General features: G+C 36.9%; 20 protein-coding genes and 1 other annotated feature. All 20 genes read right to left on the bottom strand.

The genetic code is table 11. From position 1 onward, the window contains the following. Nucleotides 1–273 precede the first annotated feature (273 nt). The 20 genes from AACH31_RS05295 to AACH31_RS05200 all read right to left on the bottom strand — a co-directional run bounded on the left by AACH31_RS05295 (nt 274) and on the right by AACH31_RS05200 (nt 24787). Complete coding sequence (locus AACH31_RS05295) at nt 274–4686, bottom strand: hypothetical protein (RefSeq protein ID WP_338617997.1); 4413 nt, start codon at nt 4684–4686, stop codon at nt 274–276. After that, a complete protein-coding gene (locus AACH31_RS05290; protein ID WP_262953577.1) occupies nt 4673–5395 on the bottom strand; it encodes a DUF6063 family protein in 723 nt (240 codons plus the stop codon). Before AACH31_RS05290 ends, AACH31_RS05295 begins: the two co-directional genes overlap by 14 nt. After that, complete coding sequence (locus AACH31_RS05285) at nt 5396–6997, bottom strand: hypothetical protein (protein WP_262953578.1); 1602 nt, start codon at nt 6995–6997, stop codon at nt 5396–5398. Between the two features lie 12 nt (nt 6998–7009). Beyond that, entirely contained in the window at nt 7010–7990 is a 981-nt protein-coding gene (locus AACH31_RS05280; RefSeq protein WP_262953579.1) for a DUF2220 domain-containing protein, read from the bottom strand. Between the two features lie 556 nt (nt 7991–8546). After that, nucleotides 8547–9320, bottom strand: coding sequence for an SAM-dependent methyltransferase (locus tag AACH31_RS05275; RefSeq protein ID WP_161831352.1), 774 nt, complete (start codon nt 9318–9320; stop codon nt 8547–8549). A gap of 132 nt (nt 9321–9452) precedes the next feature. Continuing rightward, a complete protein-coding gene (locus tag AACH31_RS05270) occupies nt 9453–10910 on the bottom strand; it encodes a DUF4352 domain-containing protein (protein ID WP_161831354.1) in 1458 nt (485 codons plus the stop codon). 230 nt (nt 10911–11140) lie between these two features. Further along, entirely contained in the window at nt 11141–11719 is a 579-nt protein-coding gene (locus tag AACH31_RS05265; RefSeq protein ID WP_161831356.1) for a DJ-1/PfpI family protein, read from the bottom strand. Between the two features lie 139 nt (nt 11720–11858). After that, complete coding sequence (locus AACH31_RS05260; RefSeq protein ID WP_432766970.1) at nt 11859–12389, bottom strand: adenylate kinase; 531 nt, start codon at nt 12387–12389, stop codon at nt 11859–11861. Nucleotides 12390–12485: 96 nt separating this feature from the next. After that, the gene (trpS, locus tag AACH31_RS05255; protein WP_161831358.1) at nt 12486–13484 is read right to left on the bottom strand and encodes a tryptophan--tRNA ligase; all 999 of its coding nucleotides are present in this window, start codon (nt 13482–13484) and stop codon (nt 12486–12488) included. A gap of 77 nt (nt 13485–13561) precedes the next feature. Then, nucleotides 13562–13776: a binding site (T-box leader), on the bottom strand. Between the two features lie 39 nt (nt 13777–13815). Further along, nucleotides 13816–17064: a DEAD/DEAH box helicase gene (locus tag AACH31_RS05250; protein WP_161831360.1), complete on the bottom strand. Its 3249-nt coding sequence runs from the start codon at nt 17062–17064 to the stop codon at nt 13816–13818. Nucleotides 17065–17175: 111 nt separating this feature from the next. Further along, nucleotides 17176–17865, bottom strand: coding sequence for a hypothetical protein (locus AACH31_RS05245; protein ID WP_262950552.1), 690 nt, complete (start codon nt 17863–17865; stop codon nt 17176–17178). 239 nt (nt 17866–18104) lie between these two features. Beyond that, nucleotides 18105–18254, bottom strand: coding sequence for a hypothetical protein (locus AACH31_RS05240; RefSeq protein ID WP_161831364.1), 150 nt, complete (start codon nt 18252–18254; stop codon nt 18105–18107). Nucleotides 18255–18472: 218 nt separating this feature from the next. Next, nucleotides 18473–18880: a DUF2680 domain-containing protein gene (locus AACH31_RS05235; RefSeq protein ID WP_262950554.1), complete on the bottom strand. Its 408-nt coding sequence runs from the start codon at nt 18878–18880 to the stop codon at nt 18473–18475. Nucleotides 18881–19252: 372 nt separating this feature from the next. Beyond that, nucleotides 19253–20134 carry a metallophosphoesterase gene (locus tag AACH31_RS05230; protein WP_161831368.1) on the bottom strand — a complete coding sequence of 294 codons (882 nt, stop codon included), beginning with the start codon at nt 20132–20134 and terminating at the stop codon, nt 19253–19255. Between the two features lie 30 nt (nt 20135–20164). Next, nucleotides 20165–21577: a cardiolipin synthase gene (gene cls, locus AACH31_RS05225; RefSeq protein WP_202618709.1), complete on the bottom strand. Its 1413-nt coding sequence runs from the start codon at nt 21575–21577 to the stop codon at nt 20165–20167. Nucleotides 21578–21619: 42 nt separating this feature from the next. Next, the gene (locus tag AACH31_RS05220) at nt 21620–22114 is read right to left on the bottom strand and encodes a DedA family protein (RefSeq protein WP_262950668.1); all 495 of its coding nucleotides are present in this window, start codon (nt 22112–22114) and stop codon (nt 21620–21622) included. Nucleotides 22115–22255: 141 nt separating this feature from the next. Beyond that, nucleotides 22256–22516, bottom strand: a complete 261-nt coding sequence (locus AACH31_RS05215) for an autorepressor SdpR family transcription factor (RefSeq protein WP_161831371.1) — start codon at nt 22514–22516, stop codon at nt 22256–22258. Between the two features lie 52 nt (nt 22517–22568). Next, nucleotides 22569–23390, bottom strand: a complete 822-nt coding sequence (locus tag AACH31_RS05210) for a YhfC family intramembrane metalloprotease (RefSeq protein ID WP_161831373.1) — start codon at nt 23388–23390, stop codon at nt 22569–22571. Nucleotides 23391–23475: 85 nt separating this feature from the next. Beyond that, nucleotides 23476–23964 carry a GNAT family N-acetyltransferase gene (locus AACH31_RS05205; protein ID WP_262950560.1) on the bottom strand — a complete coding sequence of 163 codons (489 nt, stop codon included), beginning with the start codon at nt 23962–23964 and terminating at the stop codon, nt 23476–23478. Next, the gene (locus AACH31_RS05200) at nt 23939–24787 is read right to left on the bottom strand and encodes a potassium channel family protein (RefSeq protein WP_161831377.1); all 849 of its coding nucleotides are present in this window, start codon (nt 24785–24787) and stop codon (nt 23939–23941) included. Before AACH31_RS05200 ends, AACH31_RS05205 begins: the two co-directional genes overlap by 26 nt. Between the last annotated feature and the right edge of the window lie 35 nt (nt 24788–24822).

Raw genomic sequence — 24822 nt, 5'->3', positions numbered from 1 at the left:
TCTCCTTACGTCTAGCCCTATTTTACTAGCATTCCACTCCCTTAACCATTTATACACATGAAAAAAAGGTGACAACACTGTCACCTTTTTTATCGTCTCCACATCAATAACTACCCTCTAGATGAATGAGTTTTTCGTAAAATTCCTCTTCTCATTTAAATATTTTTTAAATTAAATAGAAAAGCTCATCTATCAAACCCTACTTCACTAGCTGCCACATATGCCCAAATCATTCAACGTTAAATCTAGACCACAGCATATGCTTTTAAACGCTTAAAATAATAAATCCTCTGTATCCTCAAGATGTTCTTCGATGTAAACCCGCGAAGGAATGAGCAAGTGTTGGCCGATTTCCCCTTTAATATGTTTACTTTTCATGTAGGAACAACCTTTTTTAAAGCTCGATGGAACTAAACTTAATGAATAAATATTTTCAAAACGACTATAAATGGAATCTCCACCAAGTCCGGATAAGCAAATCAATTGGGTATTATTTTTTTTTGCCAATTCGATAAGGGGCTTAAGCAAATGGGCAGCATTCGTTTGCGCAAAAGGATTATCCATTAGTAAGACTTTTCCCTCTTCACAACTTGAAAAAATATCGGTTTCATCCTTTCTCATAAAAGACAGTAAACTTGTTAAAATCACAAACGCGGATAGGAAGCCTTCCCCTCCGGAATTTTTAGCCACTTGTTCCCAAGTAATCGGATATTCCCGCTGCTCTTCAATTTTAAATAAGCGAATTCTAATATTAGCCGTTCCAACGATTGTATCGTATAAGAGGGTCGTTTTCAAATGCGTTCCAATAAACTCCTCAACCGGCGTGTTTTCTTCCATTAATGTTAGACAATGTTCCGTCACCGAATGAACGAACTCGTTCATCCGTCGATAATAAAGACGCTCATTTTCTTCCCATTTTGGAATTTCAATTTCTAACATTTTAACACGCTTACCGCGAATAGGAATACTTGAATTTCGATCGATGAGCTTTAATTGTTGGTTAACTTCTTCGACATAATCAAGTAATAATTGAATGACTGTCTCCTTCTCTTGCTCAATCATCTGAATATTAACCGCTAATTGACCCATTAGATTTTCAAGCACCTCATTTTTCAGTTCATACTGTTCCATAAACACGCGAGGATTATATTTATATTTATCAAAATGCGAAAGAATCTTTAAGAAAAATTCATCTTCAACTAAACTCAGACGATTTAATCGATGAAACTCATCACTAACCTGACGTTCAACCTTTCCACGACTTTCTTTTTCTGTCCGGTAATCACGGATGAGCAATTTTCGCTTTAATTCCCAATCCCTTTCTTCATATAGTCGGTAAGAGGTGTCCATTACTAACGCTTGACTCAACGGTTGCTGATAGTCAGATAAACTAGATTTTTCACGTTCGTAAATTTCCACTTTCTTCTCAAGATCCTTGACCTTTTGTTCCATCGACGCTACTTGTTTATTATTGACAACTAATAACCGCTCAAAATCACGCACGATGACTTGTGATTTATCCAAAATCTCTGTCTCACCTAATTCACGTTTTAATCGACTGTACTCTCCCTCTTTTTTTGTTTCAATTTTTCCTTTAAGGATATCCAACGCATGAATAACTTGCTTTTGCTCTTCATACTGTTGCTTTAATCGGCTTAATTCATGTAAATTTTCTTCTTCTAACAAACAATCATAGGTTACAAAACGATAGTCTGCATCTAATAACTCATAGCGTTTAGTTAATGTATCTAACTCACTTTCAGCAGCTTTAAAGCGCGCATTCGCCCGAGATAACTCATCCTGAGTTTGCTTAAATGCGCCCTCCATTTGTTTTTCAATCGCATCGTATTCGGATAATAAATCTTCTACATCCTTTTGAATGAGGGTTCCTTCTTCATAGATAACAAATCGTGTAAAAGACTCGTTTGTTTTCTCTAAATCATAATGTAATTTTTGCTCGCTCGATTTTAACCGGTCAATCGATTGATGAAGATCTTGTTGAAGGTCCGCCAAAGCTTCTAATTCTTCAACTAATCGTTCTTGATTCTCCTTCGCCTCTAAATACAATCGATGATTTTTTAAATAGTCCGCATAGCTTTTTAAAAACAAACTAAAGTCTTTCTCTTTCATCTCTAACTTAGAAACTTTATCCTTTAGCCTCCTTAGATTTTTTTGAAGCGATTCAGATGTTGCATTTAGTCGCTCTTTTTCCTGTTGTAACTCAATAATTTGTTGATGTAATCTTTCTTGAGACTCCACGGCCTCTTTCACTTGCCGTTTCGCCTTTTGATAACTGTCTTTCGATAACTGTTGGTAACTTAAAGTTGCTAATTGGTTGTCATAATGATTCAGGGTCTCGCGACTTCTGTCACACTTTTGCATGAGTTCTTCAATGGAATGATCTTTTACAAGCAGTAATTGTGCTAGGCGTTGCTCGTCTAATAATTCTTCATTAAACCAGACATAAAATGGAAAAGTATCTAACTGACAGTAACCTGATGCGTGAACAAAGACCGGTGTTGATTCTAATGATTCACGTAATAAAAGCGGAATAGGAAATGAAGTGCTCACTTCAAGGGATAATTCCTTTAATTGTTTCATCTGTGATTCATTTAAAATGAGACTATACGGTAAAAAAGGGTTTTTTCTAATCAACGCTTGATTGACTTCCATCGTATTTCCGTTTCGTTTTAACCACTCGATTCCTCGAATCGGTTGAATCCCAACGTCTTTTAATCGCTGTGATAATTCTTCTGGTAATTCTTCCACATCCCCTGCTTGTAATTGTCGTTTTTCTTGCTTTAAACGATCTATTTCACGTTCATAAGAACGTAATCCTTCTTCAATCACTTGACGCTTTTGGCGGAAGGCCTCAATCATTCCATCTTTATCAAATACGTTATCTTCAGGCCATTCAATATAGCGTCCTATGTTATGGCGAATTCTAAGTTCTTCCTCTAACCTCTGCATTTTTTCGTGGCTCGTTTGGACACTAGCTTTCACCAATCCTAACGATTCTTTTAAATCCTCTAAATCTCGACTAACCTGATGGTGTTGTTCCTTAAGTTTAAGCTCTTCCTCTAACAGTTTTTTGTTTTGCTTTTTCGCCTCGTCTAATTCCTTTGTAATCTGTTCAACCTTTGTCTCGAGCCAGCCGTTTAAATAAAATCCCTCTAGATTTCTTTCAAACGGTTCTAAGTAGCGAGTCGATAATCGCTTTTCTTCTTGTTCAAATTGAGAAAGCATCGCCTCTAATCGGCCGATTGTTTGCGAAAGGGTTTGCCGCTCCTCTTGTTTTAATTGGATCTCTCGCTGCGCACGTAATCGTTCCTGTTCTTTATCTTTTAAATCCCAGCCAATTTTTTCAACTTCTTTAGTTTTTCGCTCCAGTTCCTCCTCATACACGACACTTAAACTATAACCCAAATCCTGTAGGCGTGGAAGCAACTCTTGTTCACTTTTTTTCGCCACCTCTAACGCCGACTCTGCGCGCTGAACGTCCTCTGAAGCTCGAACATACGTCTGATAGCTTCGAGCAGCCTCATAAATATACGCCTGCTTTTGTATTTTTCCTTCTTGCGCTTTTAACTGCTCTAATTGTTGAATTTGTCGCTTTTGTTCCTTTCCTAATTCCACTAACTCATCCATCAACCCATGAATGATTAATGACCTTTGTTCATATAGAAGTTGATGTGTTTGTAATTTAAACTCGGTTAACTGACTTTCTGCCTCCTCTTTGAATTGAAGCGTTTCTTTCCTTAATAGTTCTAAAATCTCATATAGCTTTGCTAACTCCTCTTGATACTTAAGCATCGTCGATTCATGACTTAACAGTTGCTCCTCAAGTGTCAGTACCGTCTCCATCTCTTGACGAAACAGTAAAATTCCTTCTTGGCGTTTAAAATTCTCTTCATTCTTTTTATACTGATTCACATACTTTGTCATTAACTCTTCAAAAGCCTTCACCCGATTTTGATGCTGATTCAATTTATCTTTAACTGCTTTTAAAAACCACGTTTCAATAAGCCCTTTCTCATCCTTCGCATCTTTAAACAACTCTGAAAGTCCAGACTCCTTTAAGTTAACCTTCTTAATAATGGTCTCCCATTCCTTTGAATAAATTTGATACTCCCGTAGCTTAGAAAAATACTCCCGGCTTCTCGCCGGTTGGTACATGTCATAGTAATAAAAGTTTAATTGTTTATTTTGTTTACACGACTCGAATAATTGGCGGCACACATGAAACCCTTTTAAAGACTTCTTATTTCCTTCTTGAATAAGAATGGGAATGTGTTTAATATCGTATTCATTTTCACTCTCATACTCGTAAATAAAGTTGATCATTTCAAGTTCAGGACTATTCTCCTCATCTTTTATCTCTTGATTTTTCCGTACCATCATTCCAGTTAAAACATAACCTGCCCCCTGATCAAGGCACCACTCGACCATAATAAACGTCGGTTGATTCGTCGTAAAATAACTTTCAAACTTCCGATCTCCCGCATGACGATATCCTTTACGAACAAAAAGGGCGGTTATCATTTGAATAAAAACGGACTTTCCTCCCCCATTTCGTAAAGAAAATAACGTATTTTCAGTCGCCAAATCAAAGCACTCATCATCAATCCGAAAGGCCTGATGATTATAATTTAAATTAACAATCCGAATTCGATTAATGCGGCTCATCTGAAACCTCCTTTAAAATCTGTTGAACCCGCTTAAAATTATTTTGACTTAAAAGATAATAATCCATTAATTGATCTAATTTTTTCGTTGTCCAAATCATTTCATCTTCTTCAATATAATCAATGAGTTGCTGATCTTGTAAAAACTTTAAAATTCCAGACAAAAACCCTTCTTTTGTGGTTTTTTGCCGATTCATTCGATCACTACTTCGAAGTGACTCAAAAGCTTCTAGCATATTTTGATAAGCAATTCCTAATTGTTGTTGCTCCTGTTCATCGTAATAACTAGCCCCTTCTTTCAAACGTTCAGAAATAATATTTTGCAACTCACCGGCACGAATGAAATCGCGGCTTTTCGCACTTTGTCCTTGTCCGTCATAAAATTCAACTAATAACGTTAAAATAATAAATTGTGATAAATAATAATCTTTATCCGTTGCCTGAGATTTACATAACAGCTTTTTCAATTCTACCTTAGAAAAACCTAAAAATTCATTTTCTTCCTCGGGAATTAAATAAATACTACTCCCATAACGTTGGATGAGACAACTGGCAATTTCACCTTGACCTTTAACCAGTTCAATGACCGCCTCATTTGCCGTATAAGCATAATAAAGTTCCTTCTCCTTCTGTTCATTTAACTCTCGATGTTTTAGTAAATAATAAAAAATCTGTTGGCTTAGCCGTATCTCTTCACGCGTATAATCCATCTAGCTCACCTCGAATCGAATATTAGAACATTGAATGCTCTTTTTCCACCCGTTTTCGTCTACGACCTCTTCAAATCTAACGACTTCATTCTCTTTTGTTCGCATCACTTCTATTTTTTGAATCTGCTGATTAATAAAAGATTCTTCTAACACATCAAGTAAACACCGATTGAGTTGAAATTCCAACGTTTGTTCAAATGTCCGCTCAAGTTGTTCTCTTTTTAATTGTTCGATATCGATTTCTTTTGCTTGCAATAATTCAATCACAATTTCTTTAAAGATTTCAACCGTCGGAATTAACACCTGGATATCTTGTGGTGTTAACTGTTCTTTTAACTCATTCAACTCAAGGCTTCCTGATTTAATCACAAAACTTAAAATTAGACATAGACTCTCTTTATAACGAATCAGTCGTTGCCTTTTTTGCTCATCCATAAATTCCTCGAATGACTCCTCTTCAAATGTTTCAAAAAACTCTTCTTCCTTTTTCCTTTTATAAAGGGGGCGCTGAGGGGCAAAACTTTTCGTTAAATCGTATGTTTTATGAAGGGGGCGCATCCAGAGTGGTCTTAAAAAATCGTCCATCGATTCTAAAACATCGGGTTTTTTTAATAAAACGTCATAAAGCTCTGTCCGAAAATTAAAGCGCCGAATCCCACTCATTTGAATCAGCCCTTCTAATTCCTTTCCATACAGAATCTTTAAATCAAAATGAGAATTTAAAATTCGTTGATGTTCATCAAGCGCTCGGTTTAAGTACTGTTCAATTGTTTTTAAGTGTTGTAAGTTTTCACGCTCGTCATCCATCAATTTTTGTATGGCAATATCTTTTTCTTCAAGTTCTTCCACTCGATGTTTAATATTTTCCCGGTAACCTAAAAATTTCGTTTTTGTTTCTTGAATCATCGTTAAATCTTGTTCAATCCGTTCTTGGTAATCTTTGGCAGAGTAAAGCAAGGCATTTTGTCTAATTTTTCGCATATCCCCTTCAATCCTTTGACACTGCATGCGTAATAAATCAAAAATCCTTTTCACATCATCGACAGCTTTATCATACGTCGCTTTTTCTAAATGTAACTTGAAAACCATCTCCTGAATCGTTAACTGTAAATGACGATCCACCTCAAGCGTTGATAACATTAACTCATAGCCTGCATCCGTTAAAGAATACGATGTTCGCCGAACACCTTCCTCAAGGTAAACGATCTCATTTGCAATAAAACTAATATGAATCGGTTCATACCCCTTTTTCTCATAATTATAACTTTCAAAATACATCGGGCGCCCCTCGTTGCAAAATACGACATCCACAATAAAATTAGCCAATTCCTTAGCTTCTTCATACGATAACGCCTTTTGATAAACAGAGAGGTTTAACTGATCAATAAAATTAGCAATATCATCCATTGTGCAAGGCTCTTCTTTTAAAGAACTCTCCATAATGTAGAGCAACACGGAAAATAGTAAATTAACTTGTTCAAACGACTCCTCAAATCCGTACGTTTTCCATGTTGTTTTTGCTAAACTATTCTTAAAAAGGACAGCATAGGCTCCAACTTTTTTCATCCGTGTTTGAAACTGTCGTAAAAAATCATATTGCATTTACCAGACCTCCTAAAAATCACTCATTGTTACGATTTCTTGTGGAATATACAAACCAGCCTCTAAAATGGCCCTCATCTGCGATGTCTCTTCAAAATAACTAAAAAACACACCTTTCTCATTCCGATTTTGCCCTTCTTTTGTTTTTGGTAAAGAGAGACTAGCCCCCCTTTTAACCATGGCCTCATAAGCTGACACTAAGGGTTCACAATAAAACTCGGCACATAACTGTTCAAAAATTAAAATTCCCTCATAATCTAAATCTCCAAAATAATAAAATCGATTTAATTCATGAAGCAAAAATGGCTCAACACTTTCCTCAAAATGACAAAAGCCTTTCCAGACCTTTTTTCCACCCCCATAAATGAGCGTCTGAACCTCCTCACCAAAGATGGTTGTCTTTCCAGACATCAAATGCTTCCGTAAACTATAAAAGGTATCTTTATTTTCAATAATTAAAATGGTTTGTGGTGTCTTCTTAGATAAGCTAAAATAAGCTAACGGTTCCGCCGTTTCATATAAATTTAAATCTTCTAGAGAAAGACCTAAATTTTTTAATAGGCGCTTTCCTTCAGTTGCTAAAAACTTCTCTTGGGTAAAAATTTGAAAACTGCGTTCGTTTATCGACGTAGATTTTTGTAACAACTCTCGTTTATTTTTAAAAAAATCATTTATTTTCAAGATAGATTCTCGATCTAATTGGTATTGCTTAAGATGATTTAAATAATACTCCTGATTTAATAGGGGGTGAAACACATACGTCACCTCGTCCTGTAAAGTTTTTTCATTTTCAAGAGAAATCTTAAGGCGATAACTTTTATACAATGATGGTTTTTTCCCATTCCTTCCGCTACTTTTAATTGGGGAAATGACCTCTTGTTCAATGAGACTTAAAATAAAATCATATAACTCTCGATAATCCTTTAATAGATAATGCTGTTCAATTTCCTGTAACGTAATTTTTTTACGGGGATAGTCTTTTAAAAATTGCATGGTTAGTCCTCCTAGCACTGGCTACTTTTAATAAAAATTATACCTTAAAAATTAAGTAAAAAAATCCGTTTCTCTAAAAATTTATTCATTCCCCTCAATCGATTAATCAAACATTTCATTTCTAAATGCGTTTTCCCGTGCTATTAAATTAACTTTTCCTTACCTTATCCTCTTAAAATTGATAAACCTAAATCTATTATAGATTATTGCTCTTCTTTTAAACACCGCCATGATTGTTTACACCAAATTCCCCTTCACTTCTTTTAATTTATTTTATCAAAATTACACACAGATTAAGAAGTTAGACAATTAATTTAAGAACTAGTCAAAGAGAAACAAGTAGAGTCTCAGCTTCACTCTTCCAGTAATCAACAGAGTCAATTGCTTACCTACTATCAAAAATACAAACTCCGATTGATATGCATGCTTCTAACAAAATGAGAAGAATATTTTCAGTCAATAGTCTTCACCTTTATAAACGAGCACAAAAAAAGAGCCTCTCGCTCTATGACTTTTGAAGATAAGTCATTTTACGACAGCTCCTTCCTATGATCTCCTATTCCATATTTTCGTTCGTTTCTTTCTTTGCAACAATTAAGAATCGATGCCTTGTAACATCTAAATGTCCCTCTTCGTCCATCACCTTTTTCATTGTGACTAAACGATCAAAGTATTTTTCAACGGAAAAATCAGGAATTTGCTCGGTCATCGTCTTCAGGTAATAAACAATTGCCCCTATATCATAAAAACGAGTTTTAGAGATATCCTCTTTCACCTCAATAATCGTGAATCCAGACTCTTTCAATTGTTCTACTGCGACTTGAAGGCGCCAATTGGAATAACTCGTCGGTTCCACGTTTAACCAAACATTTAATTCACCATTACTTAATCCACCAATTTGCTGGGTAATAAAGTACCCATTTTCGCGCAAGACCCGAGAGACCTCATCCACCTGAAACCTTTGATTGCGATTAATCATCACATCAAAGGTTTCGTTCTCAAAAGGTAACAATGCTCCTTCATCACCAAAGACTACCTTAATCCCTAAATTATTTAAAGGTTGTCTCGTCTTTAATAAATGGTCTTCCTTCGTTTCTAGAGCAACTGTCCTCTTTGACAAAGAAGTGAAACTAGCCCAATCAGTTTCATCTAATCTATTCATCTGTACGAGGCATTCTCCATCCCGTAAATAAGGCTTAATCACCTGGGGGAATTTCCATATTAAAGGAAACTGAACCATCCGCTGCGTCTCTTTTAAATAACTATAATCCCACTTTGAGAAGGGGCGTTGTTCTTCCAATACTAATTCATTAAATAACTGCTGTTTCATCTCTTATCCCCAATCCCTTTCTATTTCATCTACAAATGCCATCCCGTTTAACGATAAGGTGTGTCCAAAAATAATGAATGAGGTCACCATTTTCCCTCATAAAATTTTATTTGCTTCTCCCCCATTGAGGCATTACTCCCCAGATGGATGAAGTTCCTTTATTAGACCTTCACCTGATTTCCAATGTGACGGTGAATATAAGAGGTGATAAGTTGTATAAAGATCTGTATCTTCAAATAATAGGTAGCCTTGAACACTTTCTGAAGGTTCGAGCGAACCACTTGTTAACTCTGACTGATTATCAATTAACAATAAGTTAGGTAAAATAAGGCGTCCTTGCTCATTTATTAATTTAAAATCAAAGGCAGTATAGTCCTGCTTTTCAGTCGATTGATTACTCAACTCAACCCCGACAATAACAAATTGCTGATGATCTTTAGCTTTTGTATATTTTGTCTCCTTAACGAATTCCACCTTTGTAACCTCTAAGTGATGGTCATTAAGAGCGTCGCTCGCTTGCCACTGCTCATTTAATTTAACTTCTGGCTGTAGCGGTGTTGCCTCCTCATTCGTTGAGGTTAAATCAATTTCAATGGATTGTGTTGAAAACAAAGAAGGTTCATCATAATGAAGACGTAATTGTTGAATCCCCTGTGGAATTTCAAAAATTAATGTCCCACTAACCATTCCTCCACCCACGAGCTCACTTATTCCAAGTGTTTTTACCTCACTCATATCAATGGTTGGTTTCACCCGCTGGGTTAACCCGTCGGCAGCAAGTGAAAAGTGAAAAGGATAATAATTAACCGTCATATCCGTTGAATTCTTAAGACTTAAGGAAATTAAAAGTGTCTCATATCCCTCTTTTTTTGAGGCCTCTCGTTTAACCTCGTGCACTTGAATCATCGCCTGCTTTGCTTTCACTATATCGCCAATTTGACTCACACTGACTTCCTCTTCTTCAGATGTCTCCTCCTCAGATGACGTTGGCAAATAAGAGAACATTAATTGCTCCTGTTTGGTCGGTTGCAAATAGACGAGTGAAACAGTCTTACTTTCCTGCGGTAATAACTCCAGTTTTTGTGTAGGTAAATGATCTTTCATCGGTAGAAGAAACTCTAATGTTTCAGTCTGTAATTGAAGATCTGCAAGATTTATCGTAGACGGTTCATCCATTTTATTTGTAATGTTTACGTCTAATTGAACGAACTCATAGCCCTCAGGAGCCTTCTCTACCGCACGATCCGATGCCATCTGCTGATTCACAATTTTAATCTCTAACTGATTATTTTGAACCGATGACGTTAATTTATAAATTTTTTGCTGCTCCTCCTCTGGACTAGAAAAAACAAAGGTCTCTACATTGACCCCTTGCCCTTGATGATTCGTCGCGCTATCCTCAACAGATGCAAACTCCGTAAGCTGTCTAATCCCAACAAGCAGTAATGTCATCATCCCAAACGTCCATAACACGCGTTTTCGAGTTTTAACCGAAGGAATCCCCCATCTAATAATCACTTCTGGACTAAAAATCCCCGTAATAAAGCATAAAAAGGAACACAGCAATAAGATCGATTTTATGTCTGGCATATAAACTCCCCATTTCATCTTATTCTTACCATTCATTATATCCTATCTTGAGCCTAACTAGTTTATATCCCTCTTTTTTCGCTAAAAAAAGTAATGGATTGTTTTATTTGAGCTGTATAACTTTGTTCATCTTTGTCATATTTTTAAAAGAATACTCAAAAAAAAGAAAATTGAAGAGTCGAATCTTTCCCTATAAAAAAAGATTAACTCTTTGATAAAGAGTTAATCTTTTAAGCCCCCTTAACTAAGCGAGCAAACGCGTGCTTTTCCTGATGATTTTGAAATAACTTAAACCATGCACAAATTTCTAAGGTGAAATCTAAAAAAGCGATACTTTGTGCGGTAATGATATGACGGTCACGGACCAATCGTTTATCAATATAATTATCTCGAGGAAATGGATCCTGAATCCCATAGACATACTGATATTTTGTCGTCCATGCCGTTAATGGCGTCGTATACGTTGCTTCATCTAAAACCCCTGATTTTGCTAGCATAATGGTTCCCGCTGTACCAATAGCAGCTAATAATTTTCTTTCCTTATCACAACGTTTAATCAGCCTCATTAATGAAGGTTTAATATCTACCTCGCGCCCCCCGCATAAAATTAATCCTTCAACATCTAAATCAACGACTTCTGACAAGGTACAGTCAGGGTCTAAATTAAATCCTGCCTGTGATTTAATCACACGATCTTCGTAGGCAACCGTGATAATATCTTTCCCCGCGTCTGTGCGCAAAACATGACAAATAAATGAAATTTCATAATCCGTCATCCCATCAAATAAAAAAACCAAAATCTTCCCCATATTATGCCCCCATCTAACTTCGTAACTATTATCCTCATTGTAATTTAGGCCAGCTACTATTGTCAATACCTTCCACAGTAACCCTAAATAATAGCAATATTACGTCGTTTAATCAGTTGTTTCGACAACAAAAAGAATCCTATTCCCCCCTTTTATCTCCCACGCATCGCCCCTTATTCGCTAACCTTTTCAAATAAAGTTGTGCCTCGTCCCGCGATTTAAAGACGATAATTGTCTTTTCTAATTTGACAGCTGCTAATTGCTCATACAGATAAGGTAATCTTTTTTGAGGAAAGTCTAAAATGTGTTGTTTAAAATCGGCATCAAACTCCCGTTCAATCCAGGGTAAATCCTCCCGTTGATGGCCAATTCTTGAAGCTGCCCCCAGTAGACAAACCTCTACTGGGTAATCAAGTAAAAACACCGTATCACAAGCTGCTAAGCGCCGTTCGAGGGTCCGACTATAATTTCCATCAATAATCCATTGATCCTTTTGTAATAAGCGTTCTAATTGTTGATCAAATGCCTGTTCCAAAATGTGTGTCCCATCTGAACAATGCCAGATTTGATCTAAATAATAAAGCGGTAAGTCCGTGATTGTACGTAATCGTCTGGCAAATGTACTTTTTCCAGCACCAGGACTTCCAATAATTAATACCTTTTTCATCACCCACATGCACATCCTCTCTTATTTCTCGTTAAACAGTGCCGAGTTAAGTCAAATAATAAAAAAAGAGCACTTTAGTTCAAGTGCTGCTTTCCCTTCTTATTTTTTACGTCCTAATCCCATTTTATGTTCTACTTTTTTAACTTTTTTAAAAGCTAATTGATTAGCTCTTTTTGCCCCCGCATCAAGCACCTCATCAATCACATTCGATTTTAGCAACTCTTTCATGCGTTGTTGGATCGGTTCAAGCTCTGCAACAACAATCTCAGCTAAATCTGACTTAAATTGACCATATCCGCATCCTTCATAACGTGCGACGAGTGATTCAATCGATTCAGAAGTGAAGGCTGAATAGATATCTAATAAATTTGAAATTCCCGGTTTATTTTGACGGTCATAAGCAATAACGCCATCTGAATCAGTCACGGCCGACTTTATTTTTTTACGAATCACATTTGGTTCATCCGTCATTAAAACAAAGTTACGTGGGTTATCATCTGACTTACTCATTTTTTTCGTTGGCTCTTGTAAAGACATGACGCGTGCCCCTCTTTTAGGGATCCACACCTCAGGGACTTTAAACGTTTCACCGAAACGGTTATTAAAGCGTTCTGCTAAATCACGCGTTAATTCCACGTGTTGTTTTTGGTCATCCCCAACAGGGACAAAGTCAACATCATATAATAAAATATCAGCTGCCATTAAAACAGGATACATAAATAATCCAGCACTAATTCCTTGTCCTTTAGCCGTTTGCTTTTGAACCTTATCTTTATATTGCGTCATGCGTTCAAGTTCACCCATTGAGGTATTACATGTTAACATCCAAGCCAATTGTGTGTGTCCTGGGACTTCTGATTGAATAAAGATGGTTGCTTTATTTGGGTCAAGTCCACACGCTAAATAAAGGGCTGTTAACTCTTTAATCCGTTTGCGTAGCTCTAGGCGATCTTGTGGGACTGTAATCGCATGTTGATCAACGATGAAAAATAAACAATCATGCTCATCCTGTAACTCAACGAAATTTTTTAATGCCCCTAAGTAATTTCCAATTGTCAATGTTCCTGACGGTTGAATAGCTGATAAAATTCTTGACATGCTATCGACTCCTTTTCAATATAAATTTCATGTTTTCATTCATTTTCCTGGCCATAAAAAAAGCCCTCTATCTCACGATAGAGGACGATTAAAACCGCGGTACCACCTCATTTAAATAACGATTGTCGTTATTTCACTTCAAACTGTTAACGGTTGTTATCCGGGTTCCCTACTTTTTTTATTCAAGTTCCGCTCCTGAGCCCATTCATTCAAGTTATTTATCGATTCACACCAACCATCGACTCTCTTTAAAATAGGTCTTAAATTACTCTTTCTCAATCAACGCATTCATATTTAGTTTCATTTTATGCAATATTATATCGTTTGTCAATTAAAATGAATAATCATCCTCAAAAAGTTGAACCAATTCTTCGTTACTTAATTGATTAATAAAGGTTTCACCTTCCTGAACGATTGCTTCTGTCAAATCACGTTTTCGTTTTTGTAATTGCTCAATCTTCTCTTCAATCGTATCTTTTACAAATAATTTAAACACTTGAACCTTTTTCTCTTGACCTAATCGGTGGGCACGGTCAGTGGCCTGATTTTGCGCACTCATATTCCACCATGGATCGTAATGAATCACCACATCCGCACCTGTTAAATTTAATCCAGTTCCTCCCGCTTTTAAAGAAATAAGAAAGACGGGCGTGTGGTCGGTGTTAAATTGTTCAGTTAATGCTAACCGCTCACTTGTTTTTGTGGCACCCGTTAACATTAAGTGTTCGATTTCTTTTTGTTGAAGGGCCTTTGACAGAATATCAAGCATCGACGTAAACTGTGAAAAAATTAAAACCTTATGCCCCGTCGCGATACATTCTTCAACTAATTGTAAGCATAACTGCAACTTCGCACTTTCCCCTTTATAATTTTCTAAGTAAAGGGCGGGATCACAGCAAATTTGTCGCAATCTCATGAGTAAGGCTAAAATTTTAATGCGACTTCGCTCGATACCTTGCGTTTTAATTTCACTGTTCATTTCTTCTTTCATTTCGTAAACCATCGCATAATATAAGTCTTTTTGCGTCTTATCCATCTCGCAATAGAGACTCGTTTCAATTTTTTCTGGTAATTCTTTCAGCACGTCCTTTTTCAGACGTCGTAAAATAAAGGGGGCAACCTGTTGATGAATGCGACTCAATAAATTTAAATTTTGATTTTTCATCACCGGAGCCTCATATTTTTTCTTAAATTGCGTATATGTCCCAAAATACCCCGGTAAAATAAAATCAAAAATAGACCATAAGTCAGATAATGAATTCTCAATAGGTGTCCCTGTTAAGGCAAAACGTATCTCAGCCTTAATTTTTTTTACTGCTTTTGAGCTTAGCGTGCTATGGTTCTTAATATAATGGGCCTCATCTAAAATACAGTATCTAAATCTTTGATTTTCATAATGAGAAATATCGCGTCGGATTAAATCATATGACGTAATCACGACATCGACGTTAGCCCCTTGTTCAATCAGTTGCTCTCTAACTTTAGGCGTTCCTTGAACAATGATGGTTTTCAACGTCGGTGCAAATTTATGAATCTCACGTTCCCAGTTGTAAACAAGGGAACTTGGGGCTACAATCAATGCTGGTTTTGTTCCTTTTTCTTGTTCGGATACAAGAACTGAAATGACCTGTAATGTTTTCCCAAGCCCCATATCATCTGCTAAAATTCCTCCCATTTGATACTTAGACAACGTTTTTAACCAACGATAACCTGTCTCTTGATAATGGCGCAGTGTTTTTGCAAGTGATGGCGGAATACAAAACTCTGCATCTTCAACGTGATGAAACTCTTCGACGAGTGCATCAAATGATGTATCGCGTTTAATAGAAAGCGTCGGACTGACCTTCATTAATTGATCTAAATATAGCGCCCGATATTTAGGGATCAAAATTTCTGTTTCATCGAGTTGCCTTTCATCAATGCTTAAATCATCCATAAAAGACGCTAATTTTTCAACATAGTCGTTTTTTAAATTAATAAATGATCCATCTTTTAGACGGAAATATTTTTTATTTTGGCGATAAGAAGCAAGGATTTTTTTATATTCAGCGGCCGAAAATTCTAAGTCATCAAAATTTAAACTGAGCCAATCGTTTTTAAGACGAATTCCTACGGAAAAACTCTTCGGTTCCTGAATCTTAATCGCTTTAAAACTTTCAGATGCATAAACACTCCCTATTTTTTTTAACTCATCAATCCCATCTTGTAAAAAAGAATAAATGAGTTCCTCATCTTCTAGTGCATAGGCATTCGAGGTTCCCTTCTTAAATTGATACTGTTCCACCATTGCTAAAGCCTGTGTTTCCTTTAACGCATCTCGCAAAATGGCCCCTGTTGACGCAGTAGTTTCATGAACCTTGATTATCGTTTCACCATAGCAAAAATGGACATCTAATCCAATCCCCCCGCGTTTTAACGAATCCAGATAAAATTTAACCTCTAGGGGATAAACTTTAAACGTTTCATACAGTAAATCTAATGATGTATCTTTAATATACTCTTTAATATTTGGAACAACGAGTGATAAAAAGCGCGACATGTGAGCCTCGTTCATTTGCAATTCATAATGAGAAGACTGCGTCAATGTCCTTAAAATAGGAAATATTTTTTTAACAAACGCCTCACTGCAACGAAAACACTCATGTTCGCAAAAAATATAAGAATAGTTTAACCCCGCGCCTAATCGAAAGGGCCCCAAGTTATGCGATAAATAGTAATCTGTCCCTTCCTGCGTCAATCGAAATTCAATCGTAGGCTCATACGGATGTAAGGTCATCACCTGCGAGGCAAGGCCACTTATATCACAGGCTAGTGTCTGCCCTTGATACAGTTGATAAAATTGGTCCAACCATCTTGGCGTTAAAGCTAGGCACTTGGTCGCCTTAACGGGGCCAAGCGTCGGTAGTTGTTTCGCATAAACATCGTATTCTTGGATAATTTCACAAATAAATCGAGCAAATGGCCGCGACTGCAAATCAAATTGAAGCATCGAATGCTTAAACTGAAGCTCCTTGCCATAACTCACGACATTCTCATTTAAAATATCCGTCGCGAGTTTATAAATATCGCGCACGACATAAGCGCGTTGCTTTTTTACCGATACCTCAAATCCTAATTCTTGATGCTCATCTCCCATCACAAGTTTGGGAACGAGACTTACATCCTTTTCATTCCATTCCTGATGGATAACCGATGATAATTGTAACTCATATGACGTTAATAATTCATCGATGATGGCATCGGACTCATCGCCTGCCGAATGAATCACTAACTTATTTCTAATTTGATCCTCATAAACCTTTAATAAGACAGCGATCGCATGTTTACATGAGCCAAAATTAGATAAAAATGTTCCACAGTCACACTGGTCATGAAGAATCTTGCTCTGGTCATCTAAGTTAATTAAAATATGATAGGTTTGTCCATCGTCTTCGACTTCTGCAAAGATCTGATATAAATCAGTTGGATCATACGTCACATAGTATTGAATTTTTCCCCCACTGTTATAAAAGGCCTGAGCACGCGAAAAAACAGCAGGATTGGCTGCTCGATTTTTAATCCGCGTTTGATTTAAGTTCACGTTACTCACACTCCCATTCTACACTTATCTCTTTATTTTACCATAAATTGTACTTATAGGAAACGAGAGATGATAGATTTAATGGGATTAGTTTGCACCATTTCGATCCTTTTATGACCCTCCATCCCCCATAAGTTGTCTAATTAGTTCTTTTAAACGGAAAATTTGCCCTTCCTGGGGAAGGGGGCCTTGTCTTCGCTTTACCTCATCTAACAACGTATCGCCCCATTCAAGAAGTGCAGTTAGTTGACTCCATTGTATCCTTTCCTCTCCTAATGCGCGTCTTTCCTTTTCATTTAGCTGCTCATATATTTTCTTTAACTCCCTCTCTCGCCATAGGCAAGTTGACGGGGACCCATTTTTTAAATGTCGCACCCAAACGAGGGCATGCATATAAAAGTTGTGTGCTACTTTTGCAAATTCATTAGCTTTCTTTTCTTGTTCCATTCTATCTAATTTGAAGGATTGTTCCTGATAAACGATGGGATGATGATCGATAAGCACTCGCAAATCTTCATCTAGCGATGGTCTTTGAGCAATAAATTGGAACAGACACTCCCATCCTGACTGAAAAATAATTCGGCAATGAAACTGTTTCCCTCGACTCCACTCCTTTTCCACGTGTAAAAACGGCCCCATTGCCTGGACCCAATCGAGCTGTAAAAAAAAGAAAACAGGCTCGTGGCATACAATTAAAAACAGGTCGTTCCCCTCCATCATCTGTTTATAATAGAGCGCCTCGACCCCCGGTTGCTTAGCTGCCATTTGATACACAGCCCATAAATGATCCCCATACAACATTGTTCTCTCCCCTTTTGATGATAAAAGCCCTCTTCGTCCCTATTTTCCTATAACTCCTTTGATTAAAAAGACAGGGTTTCTCTTTTAGACTATGCCCCTACTCCTAAAATGCTCCTTTTTTTAAAAAATTCGCCCCTTTATTTGGATAAGATAAGATACCTTTAATAAATCGAATATTAGAGAATTGTCTAATTTTTAATTTTTTTAGTTATCGAGCAAAAAAAAGGATACCGTGGCTGTTACTTACGGTCACGATATCCTCTAATACGAGCAAAATAGGCTTTTCTTTTTTGTTCATCAACACTTAATTTTAATTTAAATGTATGATGAGTTGTGGCAGAAATCACCCGTTTTGTTTGATTGGTTACTGTTGGTTGATGTTCTCTCATGATTTCACACGCCTTTACTTTTTTCTAATTTATCGTATGCAAAAGGCCCCTTTTTGGTCTCTTCGTCATTGCATAGAAATAAAAGAATGTCTCTTGATTCAAGTGACATTCCCCATTCTTTTTTATTTTTAACAAATAAAGTCATATCATTCATCTTTATACAGATAAAATCAATAATTTTATCAACTTTTAAATAATTTGTTAAATAATGTTCCTCTTTAATTCGTTTTTTCTGTTTGTTTAGCTGGACAAGGTGCTTTAAAGCCAATAAATTGTTTTTCTTCTCGAATTTTTTCCGACATTTCTGCCATATGTTTTTGAATGTCCTCTACTTCTTCTTCAGTCATCAGTTCAAGCTCAACATATTTATCTAATAATTTTACTTTAGCAACATTAACTTTATCATATAACTCATAAATTTCTTCTTTTTGATCATCTGTTAATTGATTAAATTTTTCTTGCATTTCTTTATAATCGGCTTCAAATTGTTGCTTCACTTCCGCTTTTTGTTCCTCTGTTAATTGAGGATGATTAGGAACTTCTTTAACCTCATCTTTAGCATACGCTGTAAAACCAAGTGTTGCGGCTAATAAAGCCGTACTAAAAACCATGTTTAATTTCTTCATCTTCTTAATCTCCTTTCAAATTCTGTTACACCCTTAGTGTTCACCAGTTTTCCAAAACTTTGTATGCCAAGTTTATGAAAATATCGTATCTATTTCCAACTTTGTTGTTTCACCCTTTTATTAGGGTAATCAAGTGTTCCACGTAACCCTCCTTAGGACAATCCTAGATGTCTGACATGGTGACGACTGCTCGACCGATAGCCAATTAAACGAACGAGCGTCCGATGCCTATCTCCATTGCCTTCTAGTCTCCTAATAAAAGTTTATCTCTAAACCTTTATCTTTAATCCTCTGAGCTTTTTCCCCTCCTATGAAGTTCCCTACACGATAATTGGAGGCGACAAAAAGGCACCCTAACGTTAAACATAGCGTCTAACCTTTTGGGTGCCGAGGTTTGTTTGGATCAGCAACTAAGTCTACCACAACTAAATGGGGACGATTAAATAAGCGAAGCTTCCCTAATCCACGACTCACAATGAGTGTCATCCGATTCATGGAATAGATACCACAGCTATACGTAGGGAAAAACTTCCGTTCGGGGGAGAGCACACCACCTACAAAAGGAAGTCGCAAAATCCCTCCGTGAACATGCCCTGAATAGGTGTAATCAAATCCGTGCTTTTCATACAACGTTGCTAAAAATGGGGAATGTGCCAATAAAATATTGATTGACTCTAACCTAAGTGGTGAAAACACCTCAGATAAATCAGTAATCTCACGGTGGTTCGCTCGATCTTTTATCGCCTGAGGAACTGCCTTATAATGCGTTAAGGGGAGCGTTAATCCATAGATAAACAGTTCCTCCCCATTCACTTCTACTTGTTGGTAAGCATTGTCTAATCGGCAAATGCCCTTTTCTTTTAACTGCCTTAAAAAGTCATCATACCAACCACTTTCATTATTCATCTGGTCATATCTAGCTGTCGTTTCGTGATTTCCTTCAATATAAAAGATGGGATATTGACCTTTCAGCCCATCAATAAGATCTAAGAAAGCGCCACCGTTGGTATCTGTAGATGAGATCAAATCACCCGTTGCAAAAATTAAATCTGGATTTAGCCTTTTTATTTTGTTGATTAATCGTTTATTCTTCCGTCCAAACGTTTTAGAATGTAAATCCGATAACTGGACGATTCGTATCTGTCCCTGTGTAGAGTGAAATTTATGCGTTGTTAATCGATAAAAAGTCGTCGAGAAGGCATTTTGTTCCCTATAAAAAAACAAGATAACCGCAACAACCACCAACACGAGCATCTTTTTCTCCCCCTTCCACTATTACTTTGTTTAAAGAAGCATGGAGACCAGTCGATAGACCTTTTCTTCAAACCGAATCCAAGCTGATTTATTTTGTTCATAGGAATCATCCACTAACAAACAATTTTCTAAGTCCAGTTGAAACTGATGAACCGCTTGACGCGTCAATGTTTTATCATAAATAAAGGCATTAATTTCATAATTAATTTTAAAACTTCGTTGATCTATATTTGTTGACCCAATCGTACATAACTCTTCATCGATAATAATAATCTTTGAATGTAAAAATCCTTTATAAAAATAAACGTCAATGTTGGCTTCACGCAATTCTTTAATAAATGAGGTCGTGGTGCGATACACATAATGATGGTCCGCTATCGTTGGAATCATCACCTCAACTTTTACCCCTGAATAAGCTGCAATTTTGAGCGTCTCTAAAAACAACGAATCAGGAATAAAATACGGCGTTTGAATTTGAATTGTATGAACGGCACTTTGAATCATTTTAACAAATGTTAACTTAATATCATCTGTCGTCGTATCAGGGCCGTCTGAAACAATTTGCATTGGACACAGAGTCGTTGATAAAGGAGAGGCAAAATAGTGATTTAAGTGATCTTTAATATATCTTTCATCTTCTTGATGATCACACACCATGTAATAGTCCTTTAAAAAGCGATGTTGTAACTCCCAAACAGCATCGCCTACTAAACGTAAATGAGCATCTCGCCATGGTGAAAATTTAGGGTCCAAAGACATATATTCATTTCCAATATTCATCCCACCTAAATACCCAATTCGACCATCAATCACGACAATTTTACGATGATTACGATAATTATAATTCAATCCAATTAAGCGAAAGGTTGGAGGATGAAATTGATAGACCTGTCCCCCTGCCTCCATAAGGGAAGCAAAGTATTTAAGTCGGGTCCCAAAGCAACCAGCACTATCAAAAATCAGGCGAACTTCAACCCCTTGTGCCGCTTTTTCAGTCAATAACTGGACTAATTGACGACCGACCTCATCTTCTCGAATAATAAAATATTGAAGATGGATGGATTGCTTAGCTCCCTCGATATCTTTAAATAATTGTTGATATTTACTTTTTCCGTCTGCAAAATACATAAAATCTTGATAGAGGTAGAGGCGGCTACTGTTATAATTTTCATTAAAATGGACCAGCGATGTTATTTTATCATTGAGGGAAACCGATGCTTGGCGCCCCCTGCGCTCGTCTTTAATATCATTTAAAAAAAGTCCGGCTTTTCTCGGCAAGGGGGTCCGTTCAAACAATAAGTACATCACGCAACCAATTGGAGGAAGAAAGACTAAAAGAAGCAGCCAGGCCATTAAGAGCGCTGGCTCCTTTCTTTTATAAAAAATTAAGACAACCATTAAAAACAGGCTGATCACACGGGAAATAAACATTAAGATTGCCATGATAGGGGCGCCTCCTCTTACTTTAAACTCCCCCGGTTCCCCCTATTTTAAAAATAAATGACCGAATCCATAACCGGCATAAATAAAGACAAAATTCCAAATGATAATTCCGAACGTCGAATAAATCGTAAATTTCAAGACATTCATTCGAACAGTCCCAACCGTCAATGAGACTAATGTTCGTGCTACCGGAATGAGTCGTGCAATAAAGACTCCCTTATCCCCGTACTGATCCGTATACCGTATCGCCCGCTCAATCGCCGGGCGCATTTGCTCAAAGCGTTCATAAAACCATTCCAAAATGGGATGGCCTAGGAAATACCCAATCAAATATAGGACATAACTTCCAAGGAGTCCTGCCAATACAGATACTACCAAAGCCATCAAAAAGCTCATATCATTAGCCGCGACTAAAATACCGACCGCTGGCATAATAATTCCTGCAGGTAACCCTGGTAAATTAAGATATTCTAAAAAAACAATGACAAACAAAAAAAACAATCCATACTCGGATAAATAATCTAAAATAACCTGCACATTATCCAATGATACTCCCCCTTTATCTTTCTTAAAATTAGTATAACAAAAAAGGCAACATCCATTCGTGATTCCATAAAGTATCCTTTATTTTTTTACAAAAAAAGTCTAAAGCACCGCTCTAGACTCCTCCTCATTATTTTAAAGTCGATACCCAAACTCATAAAACCAACCAACAACATCGCCAATCACTGTTGTATTCAACGTATAAACAACAAATTGACCTCGCTTTTCACTCTGAATTAAATTGGCATTTTTCAAGATATTTAAATGATGGGTAATCGAGGGTTTACTCATATCAAAACACGCGGCAATTTGCCCCGCTGTCATCTCCCCCTTATTTAATTTTTTTAAAATCGTTCTCCTTGTTGGATCTGCTAATGCTTGAAATGCTTTATTCACAATACTTCCGCTGCTAACCCTATTAGCAAACGGACACCTCCTTTACCTTCTCTTAATATCCCGCCTTTTGGTAACCCTCTAGTTCAGGATCCTCCGGTTGTTTTAAATCTTGACGATAAACTTTTAATTGTTTTAGCATAAAACTAACAAATAAAATAGCGACAAATGTTACAATCCCTTCTACAACATAGACATTCGATACGCCAACTTGGGCCAAAGCTGCCGGAATATCGAGTAATGCGTGAATGACAATCGCTAAGATGTAAAAATATTTTTTTCGTTCCTTCACCGCTTTAAACACTAAGACGCTAAGACCGACTTGAATAATAAAGGTCATGAAGCGCTCATACCCCGCTAATCCAAAAATAAATGGGGGAAGTTGTGTTAATTGGGTTACAATCTGTTCCTCAACTTCTGCTCCTAATCCGAGCATCGAAAGTTGTCCTTGATTAATCAAAAATGAGACAATTAAATTATTCACGTACGTTGTTCCGACAATAAGCATGGCTTCTATTCCACCATGGCCGATTCCATAACTTAATGCATCTTGAATCCGAGTTTCTTTTTTCAAAAACCATTTAAAACTGACGTAGCGTCCGGTTTCCTCAAATACCCCTGCCATTAACCCACCATAAATCGCATAAATGAATGGTTGCATCAGCCATGCTGCTGTCGTTTGATTGATTTTTAATAAATAAAGATGAAGTAGTCCTTCTAGGATCTGAACCATCACAATAAACATGACCATTCCGACAAGAAAACTTTTCAGTGATGCCTGATACCGTCTTCTAATCCAGTAGAGTGTCCCAAGTGGTACTAAAAAACAAATGATGGCTGTTAGGCCCATCATGATCATTGCAAATGAGCTTACCATGTGCTCTCCCCCAATCCCCTATAATTAGAAAATTATTTAATGATATTCTTTATTATAATTTCCAATGTCTGGTCTGTCAATCTTTCTATTTAATCATTTTTTCATATGATTTCTCGGTTTCATTTTCTGAAATTTTTTTAAACCCACACGATTCAAAAAGGCGAAGGGACGCTTTATTATAATGGTAAATAGCTGGCACTGAGATTTTTGTCATTCCAAGTTCCTTCGCTCGCTTTAATAAGCAGTTGATCACTGCCTTTCCAATTCCTTGACCCCAATACGCTTCGACACCGATCGCAATCGGTAAGTTTTCTTCCCAAAGCGTCACGTCGCCAATCGCTAACCAGCGATTGTGCTCAAAGACCTCAATAAAATAAAGCTCGCCACGCGTACTTAAATATTCATACATATTATAAATTTGTGATAAGTTATAAGTTTTATTTTTAACTCCCTCAGAAAGGTACATCACTTTCTCATTTTGATACCATGGATGGGCAAGCCTCCACTCTTCCTTCTTAGGTGTTCTCAGTCTTAAACCTGGTTTAATCTCAATCAATTCTGGCTGTCTTTTCACAGTAATCTCCTTCTTTTTCCTCATTCGTATTCCGTCTGATCGTCTCCTCCTCATGAGACTTCGTCGGTGAGACTTCTCCCATTTTTACCACCCGTAAAATAGAGATAATTTCCTCAAATTCATCCGGACTCAACTCCTCAAAGTGAACTAAACGATCCACTAGGTCTAACACGTAGGCCGGTCTTTTCTTCTCCTGCCGACGATTTAAAAAATAGGTTGAAATGGTTCCGGTAAAAACCCCTAAAAATCCAATTCCACTCATCATAACAAGGGCTGCAATTATTCGCCCCATTCCCGTTTTAGGGACAATATCTCCATATCCTACCGTTGTCACCGTTACGACACACCACCAAAGAGCATCTTTAAACGGCAATCCCTCAACGAGCGACAGACTTCCTGAACCGAGTAAAATCACGATAAATGTCACACCCGTAATATAGTGAAAATTATTCGTTTTAAAAAATTCCCCCATTCGCTTAGAAAGCCGACTTAACATTGCGCTTGCCCGTAGCACCTTTGCAAAATGTAACAAGGAGAACACACGTGTCACTCTAACAATTCTCAATAAACGAAGAACAGAAAAATAGGGAATAATCGTTAATAAATCCACTTTATTTTCCTTTATAAATTGCTTTTTATTCGGACTTTTCACCAATCGATATCCGTAATCGAACAAAAAAAACAACCAAATCATTGTATCAATCCGATTAAACCATCGATTCCAGGTCTCACTCAGTGGTACAGTCAATTGAATAACCGTCATGATGACGGCAAGAAGCGAACAAATAATAATCGCCCAGGAATACAAATTAACTTTCTTCACTAAAATCACCCCATGTTCATTTAGCCTTAGTATAC

It is taken from the genome of Turicibacter faecis, from assembly GCF_037076425.1.
Taxonomy (GTDB): Bacteria; Bacillota_I; Bacilli_A; order MOL361; family Turicibacteraceae; genus Turicibacter; species Turicibacter faecis.
This window is presented reverse-complemented; position numbering and strand designations above follow the sequence as displayed.